16 protein-coding genes and 2 tRNA genes are annotated in these 19,893 nt (G+C 37.4%); 17 read left to right on the top strand and 1 reads right to left on the bottom strand.

Annotated elements, in window-relative coordinates; genetic code table 11:
* Nucleotides 1-24: 24 nt before the first annotated feature.
* From sdhA to MHH64_RS12470, 3 genes are all read left to right on the top strand, one after another.
* On the top strand, nucleotides 25-1,776 hold the full coding sequence (gene sdhA / locus MHH64_RS12460) for a succinate dehydrogenase flavoprotein subunit (RefSeq protein ID WP_095307238.1): 1,752 nt from the start codon (nucleotides 25-27) through the stop codon (nucleotides 1,774-1,776).
* A gap of 16 nt (nucleotides 1,777-1,792) precedes the next feature.
* Nucleotides 1,793-2,557, top strand: a complete 765-nt coding sequence (gene sdhB / locus MHH64_RS12465; protein WP_095307236.1) for a succinate dehydrogenase iron-sulfur subunit — start codon at nucleotides 1,793-1,795, stop codon at nucleotides 2,555-2,557.
* Nucleotides 2,558-3,262: 705 nt separating this feature from the next.
* Entirely contained in the window at nucleotides 3,263-3,730 is a 468-nt protein-coding gene (locus MHH64_RS12470; protein ID WP_251661408.1) for a thioesterase family protein, read from the top strand.
* Between the two features lie 59 nt (nucleotides 3,731-3,789).
* Here the strand turns inward: MHH64_RS12470 and MHH64_RS12475 are convergent, their stop codons facing one another.
* Complete coding sequence (locus MHH64_RS12475; protein WP_010651078.1) at nucleotides 3,790-4,014, bottom strand: response regulator transcription factor; 225 nt, start codon at nucleotides 4,012-4,014, stop codon at nucleotides 3,790-3,792.
* Nucleotides 4,015-4,429: 415 nt separating this feature from the next.
* Between MHH64_RS12475 and MHH64_RS12480 the strand changes: the two genes are divergently transcribed.
* From MHH64_RS12480 to yihA, 14 genes are all read left to right on the top strand, one after another.
* Nucleotides 4,430-4,888, top strand: coding sequence for a MarR family transcriptional regulator (locus MHH64_RS12480; RefSeq protein ID WP_095307233.1), 459 nt, complete (start codon nucleotides 4,430-4,432; stop codon nucleotides 4,886-4,888).
* Between the two features lie 21 nt (nucleotides 4,889-4,909).
* Nucleotides 4,910-5,734, top strand: a complete 825-nt coding sequence (gene racE, locus MHH64_RS12485; protein ID WP_095307232.1) for a glutamate racemase — start codon at nucleotides 4,910-4,912, stop codon at nucleotides 5,732-5,734.
* Nucleotides 5,735-5,899: 165 nt separating this feature from the next.
* Nucleotides 5,900-6,967: a GerMN domain-containing protein gene (locus tag MHH64_RS12490; RefSeq protein ID WP_095307230.1), complete on the top strand. Its 1,068-nt coding sequence runs from the start codon at nucleotides 5,900-5,902 to the stop codon at nucleotides 6,965-6,967.
* 185 nt (nucleotides 6,968-7,152) lie between these two features.
* Nucleotides 7,153-7,908 carry a ribonuclease PH gene (gene rph, locus MHH64_RS12495; protein WP_095307229.1) on the top strand — a complete coding sequence of 252 codons (756 nt, stop codon included), beginning with the start codon at nucleotides 7,153-7,155 and terminating at the stop codon, nucleotides 7,906-7,908.
* Between the two features lie 13 nt (nucleotides 7,909-7,921).
* Entirely contained in the window at nucleotides 7,922-8,515 is a 594-nt protein-coding gene (locus tag MHH64_RS12500) for an XTP/dITP diphosphatase (RefSeq protein ID WP_095307225.1), read from the top strand.
* Between the two features lie 39 nt (nucleotides 8,516-8,554).
* Nucleotides 8,555-9,064: a metallophosphoesterase gene (locus MHH64_RS12505; protein ID WP_303447381.1), complete on the top strand. Its 510-nt coding sequence runs from the start codon at nucleotides 8,555-8,557 to the stop codon at nucleotides 9,062-9,064.
* A gap of 185 nt (nucleotides 9,065-9,249) precedes the next feature.
* Nucleotides 9,250-9,323, top strand: a tRNA-Gly gene (locus MHH64_RS12510).
* Between the two features lie 10 nt (nucleotides 9,324-9,333).
* Nucleotides 9,334-9,407: transfer RNA gene (locus tag MHH64_RS12515), tRNA-Arg, on the top strand.
* Between the two features lie 354 nt (nucleotides 9,408-9,761).
* Complete coding sequence (locus MHH64_RS12520) at nucleotides 9,762-10,766, top strand: metal-binding protein ZinT (protein ID WP_251661677.1); 1,005 nt, start codon at nucleotides 9,762-9,764, stop codon at nucleotides 10,764-10,766.
* 1,042 nt (nucleotides 10,767-11,808) lie between these two features.
* On the top strand, nucleotides 11,809-12,789 hold the full coding sequence (locus MHH64_RS12525; protein ID WP_340001857.1) for a tetratricopeptide repeat protein: 981 nt from the start codon (nucleotides 11,809-11,811) through the stop codon (nucleotides 12,787-12,789).
* Nucleotides 12,790-12,924: 135 nt separating this feature from the next.
* The gene (gene tig / locus MHH64_RS12530; RefSeq protein ID WP_095307220.1) at nucleotides 12,925-14,214 is read left to right on the top strand and encodes a trigger factor; all 1,290 of its coding nucleotides are present in this window, start codon (nucleotides 12,925-12,927) and stop codon (nucleotides 14,212-14,214) included.
* 488 nt (nucleotides 14,215-14,702) lie between these two features.
* Nucleotides 14,703-15,980 carry an ATP-dependent protease ATP-binding subunit ClpX gene (gene clpX, locus MHH64_RS12535; protein ID WP_118889074.1) on the top strand — a complete coding sequence of 426 codons (1,278 nt, stop codon included), beginning with the start codon at nucleotides 14,703-14,705 and terminating at the stop codon, nucleotides 15,978-15,980.
* Nucleotides 15,981-16,512: 532 nt separating this feature from the next.
* Nucleotides 16,513-18,843 (top strand): endopeptidase La, encoded by a 2,331-nt coding sequence (gene lon / locus MHH64_RS12540; RefSeq protein WP_303447379.1) that lies wholly within the window; start codon nucleotides 16,513-16,515, stop codon nucleotides 18,841-18,843.
* Nucleotides 18,830-19,417 carry a ribosome biogenesis GTP-binding protein YihA/YsxC gene (yihA, locus tag MHH64_RS12545; protein WP_340001858.1) on the top strand — a complete coding sequence of 196 codons (588 nt, stop codon included), beginning with the start codon at nucleotides 18,830-18,832 and terminating at the stop codon, nucleotides 19,415-19,417. The genes lon and yihA overlap by 14 nt, the downstream gene beginning before the upstream one ends.
* Nucleotides 19,418-19,893 lie beyond the last annotated feature (476 nt).

Here is a 19,893-nt window from a genome sequence, read left to right on the forward strand (position 1 = left end):
AGAGAATAGGAGTGAGCTAACAAAATGAATAATCGTAAAGTCGCTGTTGTCGGCGGTGGATTAGCTGGATTAATGGCTACCATAAAAGCAGCCGAGGCAGGCGTAAAAGTAGATGTATTTTCTATCGTTCCTGTTAAACGCTCTCACTCTGTGTGTGCTCAAGGTGGTATTAATGGCGCTGTTAATACGAAGGGAGAAGGAGATTCTCCGATGATCCACTTTGACGACAGTATTTATGGTGGGGATTTTCTAGCAAACCAGCCACCAGTAAAAGCAATGTGTGAGGCAGCACCTGGAATTATACATATGCTCGATCGTATGGGAGTTATGTTTAATCGTACACCAGAGGGGTTACTAGATTTTAGACGATTCGGTGGTACACAGCATCACAGAACAGCATATGCAGGTGCAACAACAGGGCAGCAGTTATTATATGCGCTTGATGAGCAAGTTCGTCGCTTTGAAGTAGAAGGCCTTGTAACGAAATACGAAGGCTGGGAGTTCGTAAAAGCAATACTTGATGAGAACGGTGTAAGTAGAGGGCTAGTTGCTCAGGATATTAAGACACATGAAATTAAAGCGTTTCGGTCGGATGCAACGATTTTTGCTACTGGGGGACCAGGAATTATCTTTGGTAAATCAACAAATTCCATGATTAATACAGGATCTGCAGCAAGTATTTTATATCAACAAGGAGCTAAATATGCAAATGGTGAATTTATTCAAATTCATCCGACTGCAATACCTGGTGATGATAAGCTTCGCTTGATGAGTGAATCTGCCCGTGGTGAAGGTGGTCGAGTTTGGACATATAAAGATGGTGAACCATGGTATTTCCTTGAAGAAAAATATCCAGCATATGGAAACCTTGTGCCAAGAGATATTGCAACACGTGAAATATTTGATGTATGTGTAAACCAAAAACTCGGTATTAATGGCGAAAATATGGTTTATTTGGATTTATCGCATAAGGATCCAAAAGAATTGGATATTAAACTAGGCGGAATTATTGAAATCTATGAGAAGTTTGTTGGAGAGGATCCACGTAAAGTACCGATGAAAATCTTCCCAGCAGTTCATTATTCTATGGGTGGTTTATGGGTTGACTATGATCAAATGACAAGTATTCCAGGAATATTCGCTGCAGGAGAATGTGATTATTCACAGCACGGTGGAAACCGACTTGGAGCAAACTCCCTCTTGTCTGCTATCTTCGGGGGAATGGTTGCTGGACCGAAGTCAATCGAATATATTGATAAACTTGATGTCCATGTCGATGATTTATCTGAAGAAATGTATGCTTCCTATGAAAGTGAAGAAAAAGCTAATTTTGAAGAGCTTATGAATATGGAAGGCACAGAAAATGCTTATCAAATTCATAAGGAACTCGGTGAATTGATGACAGATAATGTAACAGTAGTTCGGGAAAATGCGAAGCTCGAGAAAACTGACGAGAAAATAAAAGAGCTGCTCAAGCGCTGGAATAATATTAATATCAATGATACATCTCGTTGGAGTAACCAGGGCGTTATGTTTACACGTCAGTTGAAACATATGCTTCATCTTGCTCGTGTTATTACGATCGGTGCTTTAAATCGTAATGAGAGTCGTGGTGCACACTACAAGCCGGAATTTCCGGAACGTAATGATGAGGAATGGCTAAAAACAACAATTGCTGAATTTAACGCAGAGACCAAGTCACCGGAATTCAGCTACGAGGAAGTCGATGTATCGTTGATTAAACCTCGTAAACGTGACTACACTACAAAACACTAAGGGGGAGTAAGTAGTAATGGCTGAACAAAGTACAGTTACATTTATTATAACTAGACAAGACGGCCCGGATTCTGCTCCTTATGAGGAAACGTTTGAAATACCTTACCGGAAAAATATGAACGTTATATCCGGACTCATGGAGATAAGACAAAATCCAGTGAACGCAAAAGGGGAAAAATCAACGCCTGTTATGTGGGATATGAACTGTCTGGAAGAAGTTTGCGGGGCATGTTCCATGGTTATCAATGGAACGGCCAGGCAATCGTGTGCAGCTTTAGTGGATCAGCTCGAACAACCGATTCGTCTCGAGCCGATGTCAACATTCCCAGTTATTCGTGATTTGATTGTTGACCGGGAACGGATGTTTGATGCACTAAAACAAGTAAAAGCTTGGATTCCAATTGATGGTACACATGATTTAGGTCCTGGACCAAGAATGCCTGAAAAGAAACGCCAATGGGCTTATGAGCTTTCTAAATGTATGACGTGTGGGGTTTGCTTAGAGGCTTGCCCGAATGTTAATGACAAATCAAATTTCATTGGGCCTGCTGCAATCTCTCAAGCTCGCTTATTCAATGCGCACCCAACTGGTGAAATGAATCAAAGTGATCGTTTGAATGGATTAATGGAGGATGGCGGTATTGACGGCTGTGGAAACTCACAAAACTGTGTACAGGTTTGTCCAAAAGGTATTCCATTAACAACATCTATTGCAGCAATGAACCGTGCGACAAACATTCAAGCGTTCAAAAATTTCTTTGGAAGTGACAACGCACATTAATTACTAGGTTTATAGATTATAAATGACCCTCTCCGTATTGGTGGTGAGGGTCATTTGTTTAACCACGCGGATTTGACTCTAGGTACATTTAGATGACAAGACTTTTTTACGTGTATGTTGCAGCGCAATTGAAAGAAACTCCAAACTAATGATTATTTGCTTAATCTGTGGAACAATCGCCGTCCGGGATCGCTCCGGGCGGATGCTATCCGTGGGCATGGCTTCAGCCTCTTCGGAAGAAAACCACTTCCTGCGAGACTTCAGACACGTGCTGTTCCCACACAGGACAAGGAATGCTTCGACAGCTTTTACATCGCACGAATAAAATTGGTTTTTATTATGAGGAGTCACCGCCCTGCGCTCACCCGGACTGGTAGCGCATCGATATCGTTTTTATTAATTCCACAAGTAATAATTGGTGAGCATATACTAGCGGAGGAAATATACGTAGACTCCTGTGGGAAGAAGAGCATCGGTGAGACTACGCAGTGCGGCAGCACAAGGAGGCTCACCAGCTCCCCTTTGGATGCGGGAATTATATTTCCGGAGCGGGTAGACGCACAATCCATTTAAATACACTAATCCATAGTTTATATCAATTTGTAACTAAAAATATGTGTAAGTTAAGTAACTACCTACTCAATCTTGTTTATTCTACTTATGTGTATATAGAATTTTGATAGTAACCAGCTTGGAGGGGATCGTATGAAATCGGTTAATTATATTGATAATATGGATCAATGGCGTTCTGAATTTAGCTTTTTTACACCTATAAAAGTACGTTTTTCAGAAACGGATATGTATGGACATGTAAATAATGTTTCAGCATTCATTTATTTTGAAGAAGCGCGAGTCGACTATCTTAATTCGCTGGGTATTTTTAACAATCTCAAGAGCGAAGAAGAGGCAATTATAGTAGCAGATTTGCAATGTGATTACTTGCAGCAAATGTACTTCGATGAGCGTCTTAAAATGTATGTAAAAGTAGCAACGATTGGTAATACTTCGTTCGATGTACATTACATGGCTGTAAAAGACAACGAAGAAATTGCTCTAACTGGACGAGGACGAATCGTTTACATTAATCCGCAGAAAGGTCGTCCCACTCCAATGCCTGACGAAATGAAAAAGCTTTTAGGTGAATGTCCTAATTGCGCTTATGCAAATAAGTAAGTTTTCTTTCTTATTTGCCAAACAAAATCGACTCCCCTGTAAAAGGGAAGTCGATTTTTTCAAAGCTTTAATTCCCCCATGCGAAGAAGTTCAACTACGGCTTGAGACCGCCCCTTAACTCCCAGTTTCTGCATAGCATTTGAAATATGGTTCCGGACAGTTTTTTCGGAAATAAACAATTCTTGTGCTATTTCTTTTGTTGTCTTATCCTGCACTAATAGTTCAAACACTTCTTTTTCGCGTTTGGTCAGTAATTGCTTCGGTTTATACTCGTTGTCCTTCAAATGTTACCCCCTCCTTGCTCTATAGAGCTACAGTTATGAAGGGAAATTATTTAGTCAATAATAGCTTATGAAGACCGTCAGAATCGGTGCGTACATTTAATGGAAATATCGAATTAAAATATAATGACCGGTTTTAAACAATTAAAGGCGAAAAAAGATAACGTTACCATATATATGCTTTTTTATTGAAAAAGTAATGATTAGTTCCCAATTTAGCGGATATCGTTTAATATATAATAAAGTAATCCATAAAAAGTGTTTTTTTGATTAACTGACGGTTTCTTGGACAAGTAGGGATTTTCCTATGATAGGCAAAATTATTTTGTTTTGAATATACTATGCAAAGAATATATCCCTTATTTAGGGACATCATGTGATAAACTATTCGTTAAGGAAAAATCTAGGGGGTAAAACTTTGGAAAAAGAAGTATTAGAACCAGCTGAATCGATAAAAAAAATGGAGAAGCAGCTCCGTTATATATCTGGAATGATCAAACAGAATGGTCGAAAAATCTTAAATAATTATCCAATCACATCACCACAATTCGTTGCTTTGCAATGGCTGTTAGAAGAAGGTGATTTAACGATTGGAGAGCTATCCAACAAGATTAGTCTAGCCTTTAGTACAACGACAGATTTGGTTGATCGCATGGAGAAAAATGAACTTGTTGAAAGGGTACGTGATACTAACGATAGAAGGGTAGTTCGAATACATTTATTAGAAAAAGGGAAAACAATTATTCGTGAAGTAATTCTGGAAAGGCAGGATTATTTAGGCAAAGTTCTCAATAAATTCAGCGAAGATGAGAAACATTCACTAAATCAATTGTTAGATTTCCTCTATCAGGAAATGAAAATAGTGAATGAGAAATAACAACAAAGAGGAGAAACAATTTTGGATAGAGCAATTGGTGTAATCGACTCCGGAGTTGGTGGCTTAACAGTAGTTCATGAACTCATGCGTCAGCTGCCAAAGGAGAAGTTAATTTATTTAGGGGATACGGCAAGATGCCCATATGGGCCAAGGTCTGAAAAGGAAGTAAAGCAATTCACTTGGGAAATGGTAGAATTTTTATTAACAAAAAATATTAAAATGCTGGTAATTGCATGTAATACAGCAACGGCATTTACATTGAAAGATCTTAAGGAAAAATTGGATATTCCTGTTATTGGTGTGATTAAGCCTGGTGCAAGGGCAGCAATTAAATTTACAGAAAATAATCAAGTCGGGATTATCGGAACGGAAGGCACTGTAAAAAGTGGTGCATATGAGCTAGCTTTAAAGAAAATTAAATCTGATATTCATGTAACTGCACTAGCCTGCCCTTTATTTGTCCCGATGGTAGAAAAAGGAGTTCTTGCAGGGAACCAGGCAAGAGAAGTGGTGGAAGAATCGCTGGTTCCACTAAAACATGGTAAAGAAATGGATGTATTGATTTTAGGGTGTACCCATTACCCACTATTAAAAAATACGATACAAGAAGTGATTGGAAATCATGTAACCGTTATTTCTTCAAGTGAAGAGACTGCTAGAGAAACAAGTACCATTTTAGATGTTCATCATTTGTTGAATAAAGATGAACAATCACCTGTTCATCAATTTTATGCAACTGGTGACTTGGAAATTTTTATCGAAATTTCGAAAAGTATTTTTAAGGATTCAAACTTCCAAATGCTTACAATCAAAAAAGCGAACCTTAGTAAAAATCAGGTATTCTGAAAAAATCAGAGCCTGATTTTTTTTTGAAGAAGAAAATATCATATTTTCATTTGTGTAGAATGCGATTTGTCATCTACCCGAATATATTTTTTCTGTTATTGATTGGTCTATTTTCGTTGAGGGCTCGTATATATAATAGTACAAACCATCGTAGGAGGTAATGGCATGCATAAGCGAGCAAAGCTTTTGATTGGTACGATTAGTATTTCGGTGATTCTATCTGGCTGTTTTCAGGGAGAACAATCGATGGAAGAGATGGACCCACCTCCGAATGCTGAGGCAGTTGATAATTTGGAAAATATATCTGAGGAAGACGTTATGAATGAAGAAAATGCTGAAGGAGAAGTCGATCCGGAAGAAACAGTTGCAAGACAATTATTTTTAATTGATGCAAATGGAATGGTGGCACCTCAAACAATTGAATTGCCAAACACAAAACAAGTTGCTACCCAGGTGGTTGAATACCTTGTTAAAGGTGGTCCCGTGACCGAGATGTTACCGAATGGTTTTCAAGCTGTGTTACCTGAGGGAACAGAGGTGCTGGGGATAAATCTTCAAGAAGATGGCACAATGATTGTAGATGTATCAGAAGAATTTAAGGCATATGAGGCAGCGGATGAGCTGAAAATATTAGAATCAATTACCCACACATTGACACAATTTGAAAATGTATCAAAAGTGAAGCTTTGGATAAACGGACATCCACAAACAGAAATGCCAGTAAACGGTACGCCAATTGGTGAAGGATATTCGCGGACAAATGGTATTAACATTGCAGACACAGACACATTAGATTTACTTGAAAGCAGAGCTGTTACAATGTACTATCCTTCAGAACATGGCGAGAATCGCTATTACGTACCAGTCACACAACATATCGAAGTAACGGAGGAAAATGAATATAGCTCGATCGTTCAAGCGCTTATTGATGGACCAGGATATAAGACAAATGTTGTTCATGTTTTTAACCCGGATACACTATTAACAAATTCGCCTGATTTAAATGATGGTATACTCGAGCTTGTTTTTAGCAAAGATATTTTACAGGATTCGGAACAAGCTGTAATTGCTGATGAAGTAATGGAAACGTTGGTAAGGACATTAACAGAACAGGAGAACGTCGAGGCAGTTGATGTGAAAGTGGAAGATGTGGACCAGCTCGTTAATGAAAATGGTGAAGAGTATACGGAACCAGTAACTAAGCAAGCATTTACTCCAACAGAGAAACTTTAATCGAAAGAGGCTGCAACTTTTGCAAGCCTCTTTCTTAAATGATGGGAGATTTTTAGATTCAGCATGCAAAAAGCTGAAGCTTACACATGTTTTATGATTCAATAAGAGTATGTAATATTAAGTGTATCAGCGTGTTGCTTTTGCAAAAAATATGATAAGCTATTGTTGTAAGAGGAGGAATATTTATGAGAAATGATCAACGAGAAGTGAATAATTTAAGGCCAATAAAGATTACGAAAAACTATATTAGTCATCCTGAGGGTTCTGTCTTAATAGAGGTTGGAAATACGAAGGTGATTTGTAATGCAAGTATTGAAGACCGTGTTCCTCCGTTTATGCGAGGACAAGGTAAAGGATGGATTACTGCAGAATATGCGATGCTGCCGCGAGCAACTGCCCAACGTAATATTCGTGAATCTTCAAAAGGGAAGGTAAGCGGAAGAACGATGGAAATCCAACGATTAATTGGTCGAGCGTTACGTGCAGTTGTGGATTTAGATAAAATTGGTGAACGAACAGTATGGGTAGACTGTGATGTTATTCAAGCAGATGGAGGTACACGGACGGCATCGATTACAGGAGCATTTATTGCAGTTGTGCTTGCTTTTGGAAAGCTTCTGGAAACAAAAGCAATCTCAAAAATGCCAGTACGTGACTACTTAGCAGCAATTTCTGTAGGGGTTTTACCGGATGGTAAGGAAATATTAGATTTAAATTATGAGGAAGATTTCCAAGCACATGTTGATATGAATATTGTTATGACTGGCTCTGGTGAATTTGTAGAGATCCAAGGAACTGGAGAGGAAGCAACTTTTTCAAATAAGCAGTTACAGGCGATGCTAGGACTTGCTGAAGAAGGGCTCCAGCAAATCGTTGAAGTTCAGAAAGAACTAATTGGTAATTTAGCAGATCGTATAGGAGAAACAAATCCTGCAAAATAATAGGAGATCAATGATGAAACAAATTATAATTGCGACAAAAAACCAAGGAAAAGCAAAAGAATTCAAGGATTTTTTTGCTAAGAAATCAATCGAAGCATTATCATTACTTGATTTAGACCAATCGACCCCAGATGTGGAGGAAACGGGATCAACTTTTGAGGAGAATGCTGCCTTAAAAGCGGAGCAAATTGCTACACTATTAGACATACCAGTACTTGCTGATGATTCGGGTTTAATGATTGATGCACTGGATGGGCGTCCTGGTCTTTTTTCTGCCAGATATGCTGGAGAGCCGAAAGACGACAAGGCAAACATTAATAAAGTTCTAGAAGAATTGAAAGAAGTAAGTGAAGACAAACGCACTGCGCGGTTTATTTGTGTGTTAGCTGTAGCTATTCCTGGTGAAGCAACAACCTTCCGGACCGGATATTGTGAAGGCAAAATAACCTTTTCGGAAAAGGGAGAAAATGGCTTCGGATATGACCCGATTTTCATACCAGATGGATATGAAGTAACAATGGCAGAATTGAATCCGGAAGTGAAAAATCAAATCAGTCACCGTAGAAATGCGATTATTCAGTTGGAAAAATGGATACATACGTTATAAGTAGTTTTATATGCTTGCCTTTAAACTGGAGGTGATGATTTGGCAGAAGTATTAATTTTAAGTGATAGCCATGGTTTGACAAATGAAGTTGTTGCTATAAAAGAAAGACACGATGTGAAATGGTTAATTCATTGTGGTGACTCAGAGCTGGAATTTGATTCAGAGGAACTGCAAGGATTTTACCGAGTGGGCGGTAATTGCGATTTCGATGTTCGGTACCCAGATGAACAAACAATTGAGCTTGATGGCTTAACTTTTTATATTACACATGGACATCTATATGATGTGAAAATGAACCTTATTCGTTTATCGTACCGAGCGGAAGAAGAGAGAGCGCAAGTAGTTTGCTTTGGTCATTCACATATCGCTGGAGCAGAACAAGTTGATCATAAGCTTTTTATCAATCCAGGAAGTGTCCGATTACCTAAAAATAGAATGGAAAAAACGTATGCCATTATGAAATGGGATGACCCTTCTGATATAACAATTCATTTTTATAATTTAGATGGGGAACATGTGGAAGATTTAAAACAAAGTGCATCATTATAAAATTATTTTCAGGAAGTGTCTAGACACTTCCTGAAATTTTTAGGTGGAAAGTGTTGACAAAAGATTGATTCCTGCCTATAATAATTCTTGTCCGCTAAAAACAGCGAGAACAATCTATATTATTTTACATATACAGTTAAGTAGTGCATACTTTCACAACATATTCATACTTACAGAAAAAAGATGCGGGTGTAGTTTAGTGGTAAAACCTCAGCCTTCCAAGCTGATGATGAGGGTTCGATTCCCTTCACCCGCTCCAAAACATAATTGTCCCAGTAGCTCAGCTGGATAGAGCAACAGCCTTCTAAGCTGTGGGTCGCAGGTTCGAATCCTGCCTGGGACGCTTCTTAAAAGCCTTGTAAACATTTGTTTACAAGGCTTTTTTTATTTTAAAAATTGCATAGAGAACAGTTTAAGCTACTGATTAGGTATCAATTAATATCTCCCGTAAATAATTTACGACTTTCCTATACTAAAACTTAAAAAGCAGCATTGTTCATGCTCTATCATCAGTAATATTAACTTCAACGTTTTGCTGAGAATCTACTAGATTCAATCTTCTTATCTAATAAATATTTCAATTATATTTAAATATTTATATTGACGCACCTCAATCGAACTGTGTATAATCTAAATCGTAAACATTACGAATAGTAATGATTACGAATACGTTAAGTTGAAAAGGAGCGTGTTAGGAATGAGAACTTCATTTTCAAAAGGGTTAGGTATACTAACACTCAGTCTACTAGTATTGGTTGGTTGTCAGGAAGCTGAACCGCAAGAAGGAGTTGCAGAAGGGCATATGGATACATCCTCAAGTGCATTGCATGATCATAACAGCAGTAACGATCATCAAGTAGCCGAGGATGTTGACGTCCAGGGGGGAGCAGATCATTATCATACAGGTGATATTGTTGAATTAACAGCTGTATATGAAGAAGAAAGCGAGTCTGATCATTGGCACTGGTACATAAGAGATAATCAGGATGCTGAATGGAATCTTATCACAGAACAAAAAGGCAGCAGTTTTAAAGGCGAGGCAAATCGTAATGGTCAGCAGATAAAGGCAGTTCTATATAATGATGAACATGAAGCCTATGTACAATCAGTACCGATAGAAATTGTCATTGATGACCATGGTAGTCATGGTCATCATCCACATGATGAACAAATCTACAATGGCTATTTTGAAGACAGCCAAGTTAAAGATCGAGAACTCTCTGATTGGGAAGGAGACTGGCAATCTGTATATCCATATCTAAAAGATGGTACATTAGATGAAGTGTTTACTTATAAATCAGAACATAATGGAGATAGAACTGCTGAAGAATATAAGCAATATTACGCACAAGGATACGAAACAGATGTTGATCGTATCATCATAGAAGAGGATACTGTAACATTCTTAAAAAGTGACAAAGAGTTAACAGGTGAATATGCTTACGATGGTTATGAGATTTTAACATATGAAGCAGGAAATAGAGGGGTTCGATATATTTTTAAATTAGCAGAAGATAGTGATGAGCTCCCTCAATTCATCCAATTCAGTGATCATAATATTTATCCTACAGATGCTGGACACTATCATCTGTATTGGGGAAATGATCGTGAAGCATTATTAGATGAAGTAGAAAACTGGCCCACTTACTATCCAAAAGATATGGATGGAGCTAGTATCGTGCACGAAATGATTGCGCATTAGAGGATAAAATGGAATAGAAGGATTGGTGCGTTGAATTGGAATTATACGCACCAATCCTTATTTAGTTTTATAGTTCCCGTATTAATTTAACTCCCATACCCAGTAAAATGTTCATTTATACCAGACGGTTTGTACAATCAAACAACTCCATACAGCAATATATTATTAGTATGGCCGGCCGATTTATACGTTATGAGGGAGGGAAAAGTATGTGTTTTTTCGATAATTTCTTTTTCGGAGATGTAAGAGGTCGCAGAGATCGTGACCGTAATCGCTCAAGATTTGTTTGCGAATGCCGAGAATTGAGGGGAGATCGTGATCGGAACCGTGACAGGGACCGTGATAGACGAGATGGATGCAGGCGCAATAGCCGTAGACGTTCTCGAAGATGTGGAGGATTTTAGAATCCTATCGTTATAAACGTTAGACCATACTTTCTTCACATTTGGATATTGTATAGAGCAAAACAGTCACCCCCCACATCTCTTAATGTATTTGATCGAACCCTCGCCAAACTCGGCGGGGGACTTTTACTAAAATTTATTCAAAAAGTGCTACTTCGTACGTATATACTTTTTCTGAATTTTTTCCGTATGATATAATATAAGTAAAGATAAGAGTTGAGGAATTTGAAGATGGACTAAATCTATAGTGTCTATAGGTTCAAAAAGTACGAATCGATTTTAATAACGATCCCTCTTTCACAATACGCGCTGTTCGACGAGCTTCTATAGAACAACAATGGTTATTCCACCTCAAACCTTTTCTTTGAAAATTGCAATCATTCACATATTCATTTATACTTAAATGAGTAAAATTATTAAGCTTCGGAGCTGATTTTTTAAAAATCGAGTATAATAGTAGCGCTTACAATTGGGCGTCTAGAGTTTTATTGCTTAATTAAAATGCTGCTAAAGAGAAACCTATCATTGCAATTAGGTTTCTCTTTCTATATTGTTGTGTTTAATTTCTTTCAGTTTGGGTATTTATACAAATTAAAGAAATTCATATACTATATACTATAGAGAAAAGAGGTGAATCAATGAGTTCGAGATCAGAAAATGTAATACTCTTTCCGAAGCTTCAGAAAAGACTTGAGGAAGAAAGTTTATTTGCTTTACAAGAGAAACGCTATGAAGAGGCTTTAAGTAAGCTAAATCTCCTGTTAAGCTACCATATCGATAATCACGAAATTCTAATCGGAAAGCTAATTTGTCTAATGGAGCTAGGTCGAACAGCGGAAGCACAAGATCTATGCGAAGAATTGCTTCAATTCAGGAATGAAGATTATTATCACTATGTACATATTTACTTAACGATCCTTTTTCAGACGAATCAATATGATTTGTTAATGGAGCAGGTAGAATATGAATTTGAGAGTGGCGAGATTCCTGACTTGCTTGAGGAGCAATTTAGGCAGTTGTACGATATGAGTGAAAAAATGAAAATGGATTTAGCAGTAGAGAATAAAGGATCTATCATAGAAGAATTGTATGAAGCTATTAATCAGGATAATTATTTAGAACAATGGCGTATTGTAGATCGAATGCGGACTATGAAAGTGCAGCCTGATCGGGATGTTTCATTACTTTTAACAAATGAACATGTTCATCCTGTAATTAAAACGTCTCTTCTAATATGGTTGAAGGAAAATAATGTATCTGACGAAATAGAAATACATAAATTTAGTTTAAGCATGGGTATAGTACCTTTTGATTTAGAAGACATGAAGGACAATGACATCTATAACAAAATCCTATTTATTTTACGGGATATGGAGCAGGAAAACCCGACACTTTTTCAATTATTGAAGCAGCTTCTCTACCGCTATGTTTATGTTATTTACCCGTTTATGCCGCCCTTTGAAGAAGTTGACGAAATTGCAGAAGCGATTAAGAAAATAGGAAAGCAGTATTTACATATACCTACAAATAGTGACGAAGAAGTATCAGAAGCAATAGCACGAATTATGAAAGAGATTAGTATGTGTGATTCTTTATACTTAAGTATAATCGAAGAATAGATTAACGAAGCAGTAAATGCTTGAAAGCCGTACGAATTATGTTATAATGAGATGGTTGCAAATTCGAATATAACTATCATTCACACATTAGATTATGAAAATTGATTGATACAATAGATTTTGGAGGGATTTTGAATGACAGCAAAATGGGAAAAACAAGAAGGTAACAAAGGACAGTTAACGTTTGAAGTACCTGCTGAGGAATTTAATCTAGCATTGGACAAAGCGTTTAAAAAAGTATCTAAGGATGTACAAATTCCTGGTTTCCGTAAAGGGAAAATTCCACGCGGAATGTTTGAAAAACGTTTTGGTGTAGAGTCACTTTATCAGGATGCGGTAGATATCGTATTACCTGAGGCATATTCAAAAGCAATTGACGAAACAGATATTTTCCCAATTGCACAACCAGAAGTAGACATTGAGCAAATCGAAAAAGGTAAAGATTTGGTATTCACTGCGATTGTTGAAGTGAAACCAGAAGTTACGTTAGGTGACTATAAAGGACTTGAAGTAGAAGAAGAGTCTGTAGAAGTTACAGATGAAGATGTTGAAAACGAAATTAATACGATCCGTGAGCGTCACGCTGAACTTGTTGTGAAAGAAGATGGAAAAGTAGAAGATGGCGATACAGCAGTTATCGACTTTGAAGGATTCTTAGATGGTGAAGCATTCGAAGGCGGTAAAGGTGAAAATCATTCACTAGAAATTGGTTCAGGTTCATTTATTCCAGGATTTGAAGAAAAATTAATTGGTAAAGAAGCAGGAGAAGAAACAGAAATCGAAATTACTTTCCCTGAAGAATACCATGCAGAAAACTTAGCTGGTAAAGATGCTGTATTTAAAGTTAAGATCCATGAAATAAAATCAAAAGAACTTCCAGAACTTGATGATGAGTTCGCTAAAGATGTTGATGACGAAGTGGAAACACTTGATGAATTGAAAAAGAAAAAACGTGAAGAGCTTGAATCACAAAGAAAACAGGATGCAGATAATAAAAAACGCGAAGCTTTAATCGGGCAAGCATCAGATAATACGGAAGTTGATATTCCAGATGCAATGGTTGAGACAGAACTTGATCAAATGCTGAGAGAATTTGAACAGCAATTACAAATGCAAGGTATGACACTTGAAATGTACGCTCAATTCTCTGGACAAGATAAAGATGCATTAAAAGAGCAAATGAAAGAAGATGCAGCAAAACGTGTTAAAACAAATCTTACACTAGAAGCAATCGTGAAAGCTGAAAACATTGAAGCATCTGATGAAGATGTAAATGCAGAGCTTGAAAAAATGGCATCTATGTATGGCGTTGAAGCTGATCAATTAGTACAAATGCTAGGTGGAAGCAATGAAACAATTAAAAACGACTTAAAAATTAGAGCGGCAATTGATTTCCTTGTGGACAACAGTAAGGTTGCAAAGTAATAACATCAAATTATTAGTAAAACAAGGTGCGATTCATATCGCACCTTGTTTTACATTATTAGAGATGTAATTGTACGTTTAAAAAAGGTGGATAAGTAGGTCCAGTGAGACTTTCGCATGTTGCGATGTGATTTCGAGAATCCCGCACTTTGATTGTCAGCCGTCCGTTGACATAGCAAAGTGTCATCTTCACTGAGATTTCTGTGTAACCTCTGTAAATAAGTGAAATTTATCTTGTGTCTACATCATATAGTAACAATAACCAAAATGCTGAAGTTAAATTTATTGACTTTTTCTGTTAAATATCCATAATAGATAAAACAAGGTAAATTTATTTTTAGTTTGTTGTTTTTGAAAATAGAATCGTCGATTTACCGTATTTAGCTTGATGGAAAAAGTATATTGTTTTGTTTTTTAAATTGTATCTGATATGATGACTATAAAAGTTGAAAGCTGAATTTATTTAGCTCGTTTAGGGGTGAAATGGTATGTTTAAATTTAATGAAGAAAAAGGACAATTGAAATGTTCATTTTGTGGTAAGAGTCAAGAACAAGTACGTAAATTAGTCGCCGGACCTGGTGTTTATATATGTGATGAATGTATTGAACTTTGTACAGAAATCGTTGAAGAAGAACTAGGTACAGACGAGGATATGGAAATGAATGAAATTCCAAAGCCAAAGGAAATCTGTAATATTCTTGATGATTATGTCATTGGCCAGGATAAAGCGAAACGTAACCTTGCAGTTGCAGTATATAATCATTACAAACGAATTAACTCAACCAAGAGCACAGATGATGTAGAAATATCAAAAAGTAATATTGCAATGATTGGACCAACAGGTAGTGGTAAAACATTGCTTGCTCAAACGCTTGCTCGTATTATTAATGTTCCGTTTGCGATGGCAGATGCGACTTCATTAACAGAAGCAGGATATGTTGGAGAAGATGTCGAGAATATTTTACTCAAACTCATTCAGTCTGCAGACTATGATGTTGAAAAGGCAGAAAAAGGAATTATTTATATAGACGAAATAGATAAAGTCGCTCGTAAATCGGAAAACCCTTCGATAACAAGAGATGTATCGGGTGAGGGTGTACAGCAAGCGTTGCTGAAAATCCTTGAAGGTACAGTTGCAAGTGTACCACCACAAGGAGGACGTAAGCATCCGCATCAAGAATTTATTCAAATTGATACGACAAATATTCTATTTATCGTTGGTGGAGCATTCGATGGAATTGACCAAGTAATTAAACGTCGTCTAGGTAAGAAAGTAATCGGTTTTGGCTCGAACGAGAAGCAGGAAGATCTGGATATGGGTGAGCTGCTTTCCAAAGTATTACCGGAGGATTTATTACGCTACGGCTTAATTCCAGAATTTATCGGGCGTATTCCAGTAATCGGAAGCTTGACGCCATTGGACGAGGATGCGCTAATTGAAATTTTAACTAAGCCGAAAAATGCACTCGTTAAACAATATCAAAAGTTATTTGATATGGATAATGTGAATTTAGAATTCGAAGATGATGCACTTATTGAAATTGCTAAAAAAGCAATTGAGCGCAAAACAGGTGCCCGTGGATTACGCTCCATTATCGAAGGGATTATTGTTGACGTAATGTTTGATCTGCCTTCTCGTGAAGATGTGGAAAAATGCATCATTACGAAAGAAACAGTTACTGACGAAAACGGGAGCCCTAAGTTGGTTTTCCATGATGGAACCGTTAAAGAAGGAAATGAAAAGCATCCGAAAGAAAGTGCATAAGCTGAGGCTGATTGAGCAGGTACTACATTGTTAGAAAAACTAGGGCATTCGCCAGAATTTTTGGGAGTGCCTTAGTTGCACTTATGCAGTTAGTTTTTTTACTATTACTTAACTGCCTAAAAGGAACTGACTCAGTCAGCTCCTTTTTGTTTATAATTATAAACTTAGGTAATAATAAGCACAAAAGCGGAAGCGTCCGGTTAGCGACGTACGGACTGGACTGAGCCGTAGGAGATAAAGGAAACACGGCGACCGTAGGGAGTCGATGTTGACTTATCGTACGGAGGTGAGGGAAGTCTCGCTAGTCGTTGGGCGCTGAAGCTGGATGTGGCTGTTCCGGGAGTTACGATAACCTTTGTATTCTTGTTTTATTGCCTGTAAATAACGTTGAAATAAATAGAATACAGATTTAGAAATGAAACCATTTACAAGAGGAAGATTTTTCTATAAACTGAAGAAATACATAATGAATTTTTTAACACGAATGGTTTAAGATAACTAATTAAATACATATTTTATGGAGGTACAAATAATGACGAAAGAAAACATTCAAGTCCCCCTCCTTCCTTTACGTGGACTACTCGTGTTTCCGTCAATGGTTCTACACTTGGACGTAGGTAGAGATAAATCGATTGCTGCATTGGAAAAGGCAATGATGGACAATCAGCATATTTTCCTGGCAACCCAGAAAAAAGTGAGCTTAGATGATCCGGAACCAAGCGATATTTTTAATGTTGGTACATTGGCAAAAGTAAAACAGATGTTAAAGCTTCCAAATGGTACGATGCGTGTGCTTGTTGAGGGAATTTCGCGTGGAGAAATTCTCCGATATACGGAATCTCAAGATGAATTTTTAGTTGAAATCGAAAATTTGGAGGAAACGCATGGCGAAAAGCATGAAGAAGAAGCGTTAATGCGTTCCCTGCTTGAGCAATTTAAGCAATACATAAAGCTTTCCAGGAAGTTAACAGATGAGACCTATGCAACGGTTTCTGATATCGAGGAACCAGGTAGACTCGCAGATCTCGTCGCATCTCATTTAACGTTGAAAATAAAGGACAAACAGCAAATTTTAGAGATGATAAATGTGGCTGTTCGAATGAAGCATCTCATTAAAGTTATCTCCAACGAAAAAAAGGTTTTGGATTTAGAAAAGAAAATTGGACAACGTGTAAAAAACTCCATGGAAAAAACACAAAAGGAATATTATCTTCGTGAACAACTAAAAGCGATTCAAAAGGAGCTTGGCGATAAAGACGGCAAAACGAGTGAAGTAGATCAATTAAGGGAGAAGATTGAAAACTCCGATATGCCGGAGCATATCTTGAAGGTTGCTTTAAAAGAGTTAGGAAGATATGAAAAAGTACCACAAAGTTCTGCTGAAAGCTCTGTTATTCGTAATTACTTGGAATGGCTAATTCTCTTACCTTGGACAAAAAAAACACAAGATACAATTGAAATTAAACGTGCAGAGAAAGTGTTAAATCATGATCATTATGGTCTCGAAAAAGTAAAGGAACGAATTTTAGAGTATTTAGCTGTACAAAAGCTAACCAATACAATAAAAGGACCGATTCTTTGCCTTGTAGGACCTCCGGGAGTAGGAAAAACTTCTTTAGCAAAATCAATCTCCAAGGCGATTAATCGAAATTTCGTACGTATTTCATTAGGAGGAGTTCGGGACGAAGCAGAGATACGCGGACATCGCAGAACCTATATTGGAGCAATGCCGGGTCGTATTATTCAAGGAATGAAGAAAGCTGGAACGGTTAATCCAGTATTCTTACTGGATGAAATCGATAAAATGTCAAATGATTTTCGCGGGGACCCGTCTTCTGCGATGCTTGAGGTGTTGGATCCAGAACAAAATAGTTCGTTCAGTGACCATTTTATTGAAGAAAACTATGACTTATCTAATGTGCTTTTTATTGCTACTGCAAATAACGTAAACAGTATACCTGGTCCCTTATTGGATCGTATGGAGCTTATCTCCATTGCGGGTTATACGGAGGTAGAGAAGCTGCATATTGCAAAACAGCATTTACTGCCAAAGCAATTGAAGGAAAATGGATTGAAAAAAGCTAATTTACAAATCCGGGAAAACGCAATTCTTAAGCTGATTCGCAGATATACAAGAGAAGCTGGAGTTCGTGGGTTAGAAAGACAGCTGGCAAAACTATGCAGAAAAGCAGCCAAAATTATTATTTCCAAGGAAAAGGAAAAAGTAATTGTAACCGAAAAAAGCCTGGAAGATTTACTAGGGAAGCCAGTTTTTCGCTATGGCCTAATGGAGCAAGAGGATCAAGTAGGAACAGCAACAGGCTTAGCATATACATCTGCAGGTGGTGATATTCTTTCCATTGAAGTAACCCATTATCCTGGTAAAGGCAAATTAACGCTCACAGGGAAATTGGGCGGCGTAATGCAAGAATCTGCCCAAGCTGCATTTAGCTATGTACGTTCCAGAACAAAGGAATTTAATATAGAGTCCAACTTTTACGAGAAATATGATATTCATATTCACGTACCAGCAGGCGCAACGCCAAAGGATGGACCGTCTGCTGGAATAACAATAGCAACAGCTCTTGTATCATCTTTAACAGGCAGGGCAATTAGGAAAGAAGTAGGGATGACTGGGGAAATTACACTCCGTGGACGTGTGTTGCCAATTGGAGGTTTAAAAGAGAAATCATTGAGTGCACATCGAGCTGGATTAACAACCTTGATTATCCCAGAAGAAAATGAAAAAGATATAGAAAATATACCAGAAAGTGTTCGAAATGACTTAACTTTTATCACGGTGAATCACCTTGATCAAGTACTTGAGCACGCACTCGTGGAGGAGAAAAATGAAAGTAACTAACGCCGAAATCGTCATTAGTGCCGTTAGCAAGAAGCAATATCCAGGTGATATGCTACCAGAAATAGCATTAGCAGGACGCTCAAATGTAGGGAAATCGTCATTTATAAACAAGCTAATTAATCGGAAAAATTTAGCCCGTACTTCATCAAAGCCGGGGAAGACACAAACTTTAAATTTTTATAAGATTAATGAAGCCTTTTATTTCGTGGATGTACCGGGCTATGGTTATGCGAAGGTTTCAAAAAAGGAACGTGAAAAATGGGGAGGTATGATGGAGGAGTACTTTACGACAAGAGAAACATTAAAAGCCGCTATCCTTGTCACCGACCTTCGTCATGAACCAACAAAAGATGATTTGCAAATGTATAATTTTCTTAAATATCATGAGCTTCCAGTAATTATCATCGCAACGAAGCTTGATAAAATACCAAAGAATAAACGAGCACAGCATGTAAAACGAACAAAACAAACATTCGAAGTAGCACCAGATGATATTGTCATTCCATTTTCAGCTGAAACAGGTGAAGGGAAGGACGAATCATGGTCTGTCATTACCAATTATTTGAAAAACTAATGAAAAAAAATACCTTGTCTGGGATTAATCTCTGACAAGGTTTTTTGTCGTTCAGCCTAGAACTGTATTGTTCATTATCTTTGTCATATTATCGATCAGATTTAGGAAATAAACAATCGTATTTTATCCAGATCTTATTGCCTCAACCTTGGTAACGCATCTCACACCTAGTAACCGATCACAGAATATTAACATTCTGCTGCACATTCTCGAATTGCCAACCACATATTAGTGACAGTCTTGAAAACTTCTTGATTAGAAAGATTTTTTAGAAAACAGGAGTATATTTTAGAAAAGATGGGTATATGTATGCTGAAGGGAGTTATTATGCAGTAGGATCTGTAAATGTACATATACTGATGGATATCGTATTATAGCCAGTTCGTGTGCTATTTCAATTATTGCTATACTTTAATACATGGTAAAAGTGGAATGGTGGTGGCTGATACTATTTCAACTTACAGATCAGAGATGAT

The sequence above is a fragment of the Oceanobacillus sp. FSL K6-0127 genome (assembly GCF_037983385.1).
GTDB classification, from domain to species: domain Bacteria; phylum Bacillota; class Bacilli; order Bacillales; family Amphibacillaceae; genus Oceanobacillus; species Oceanobacillus profundus.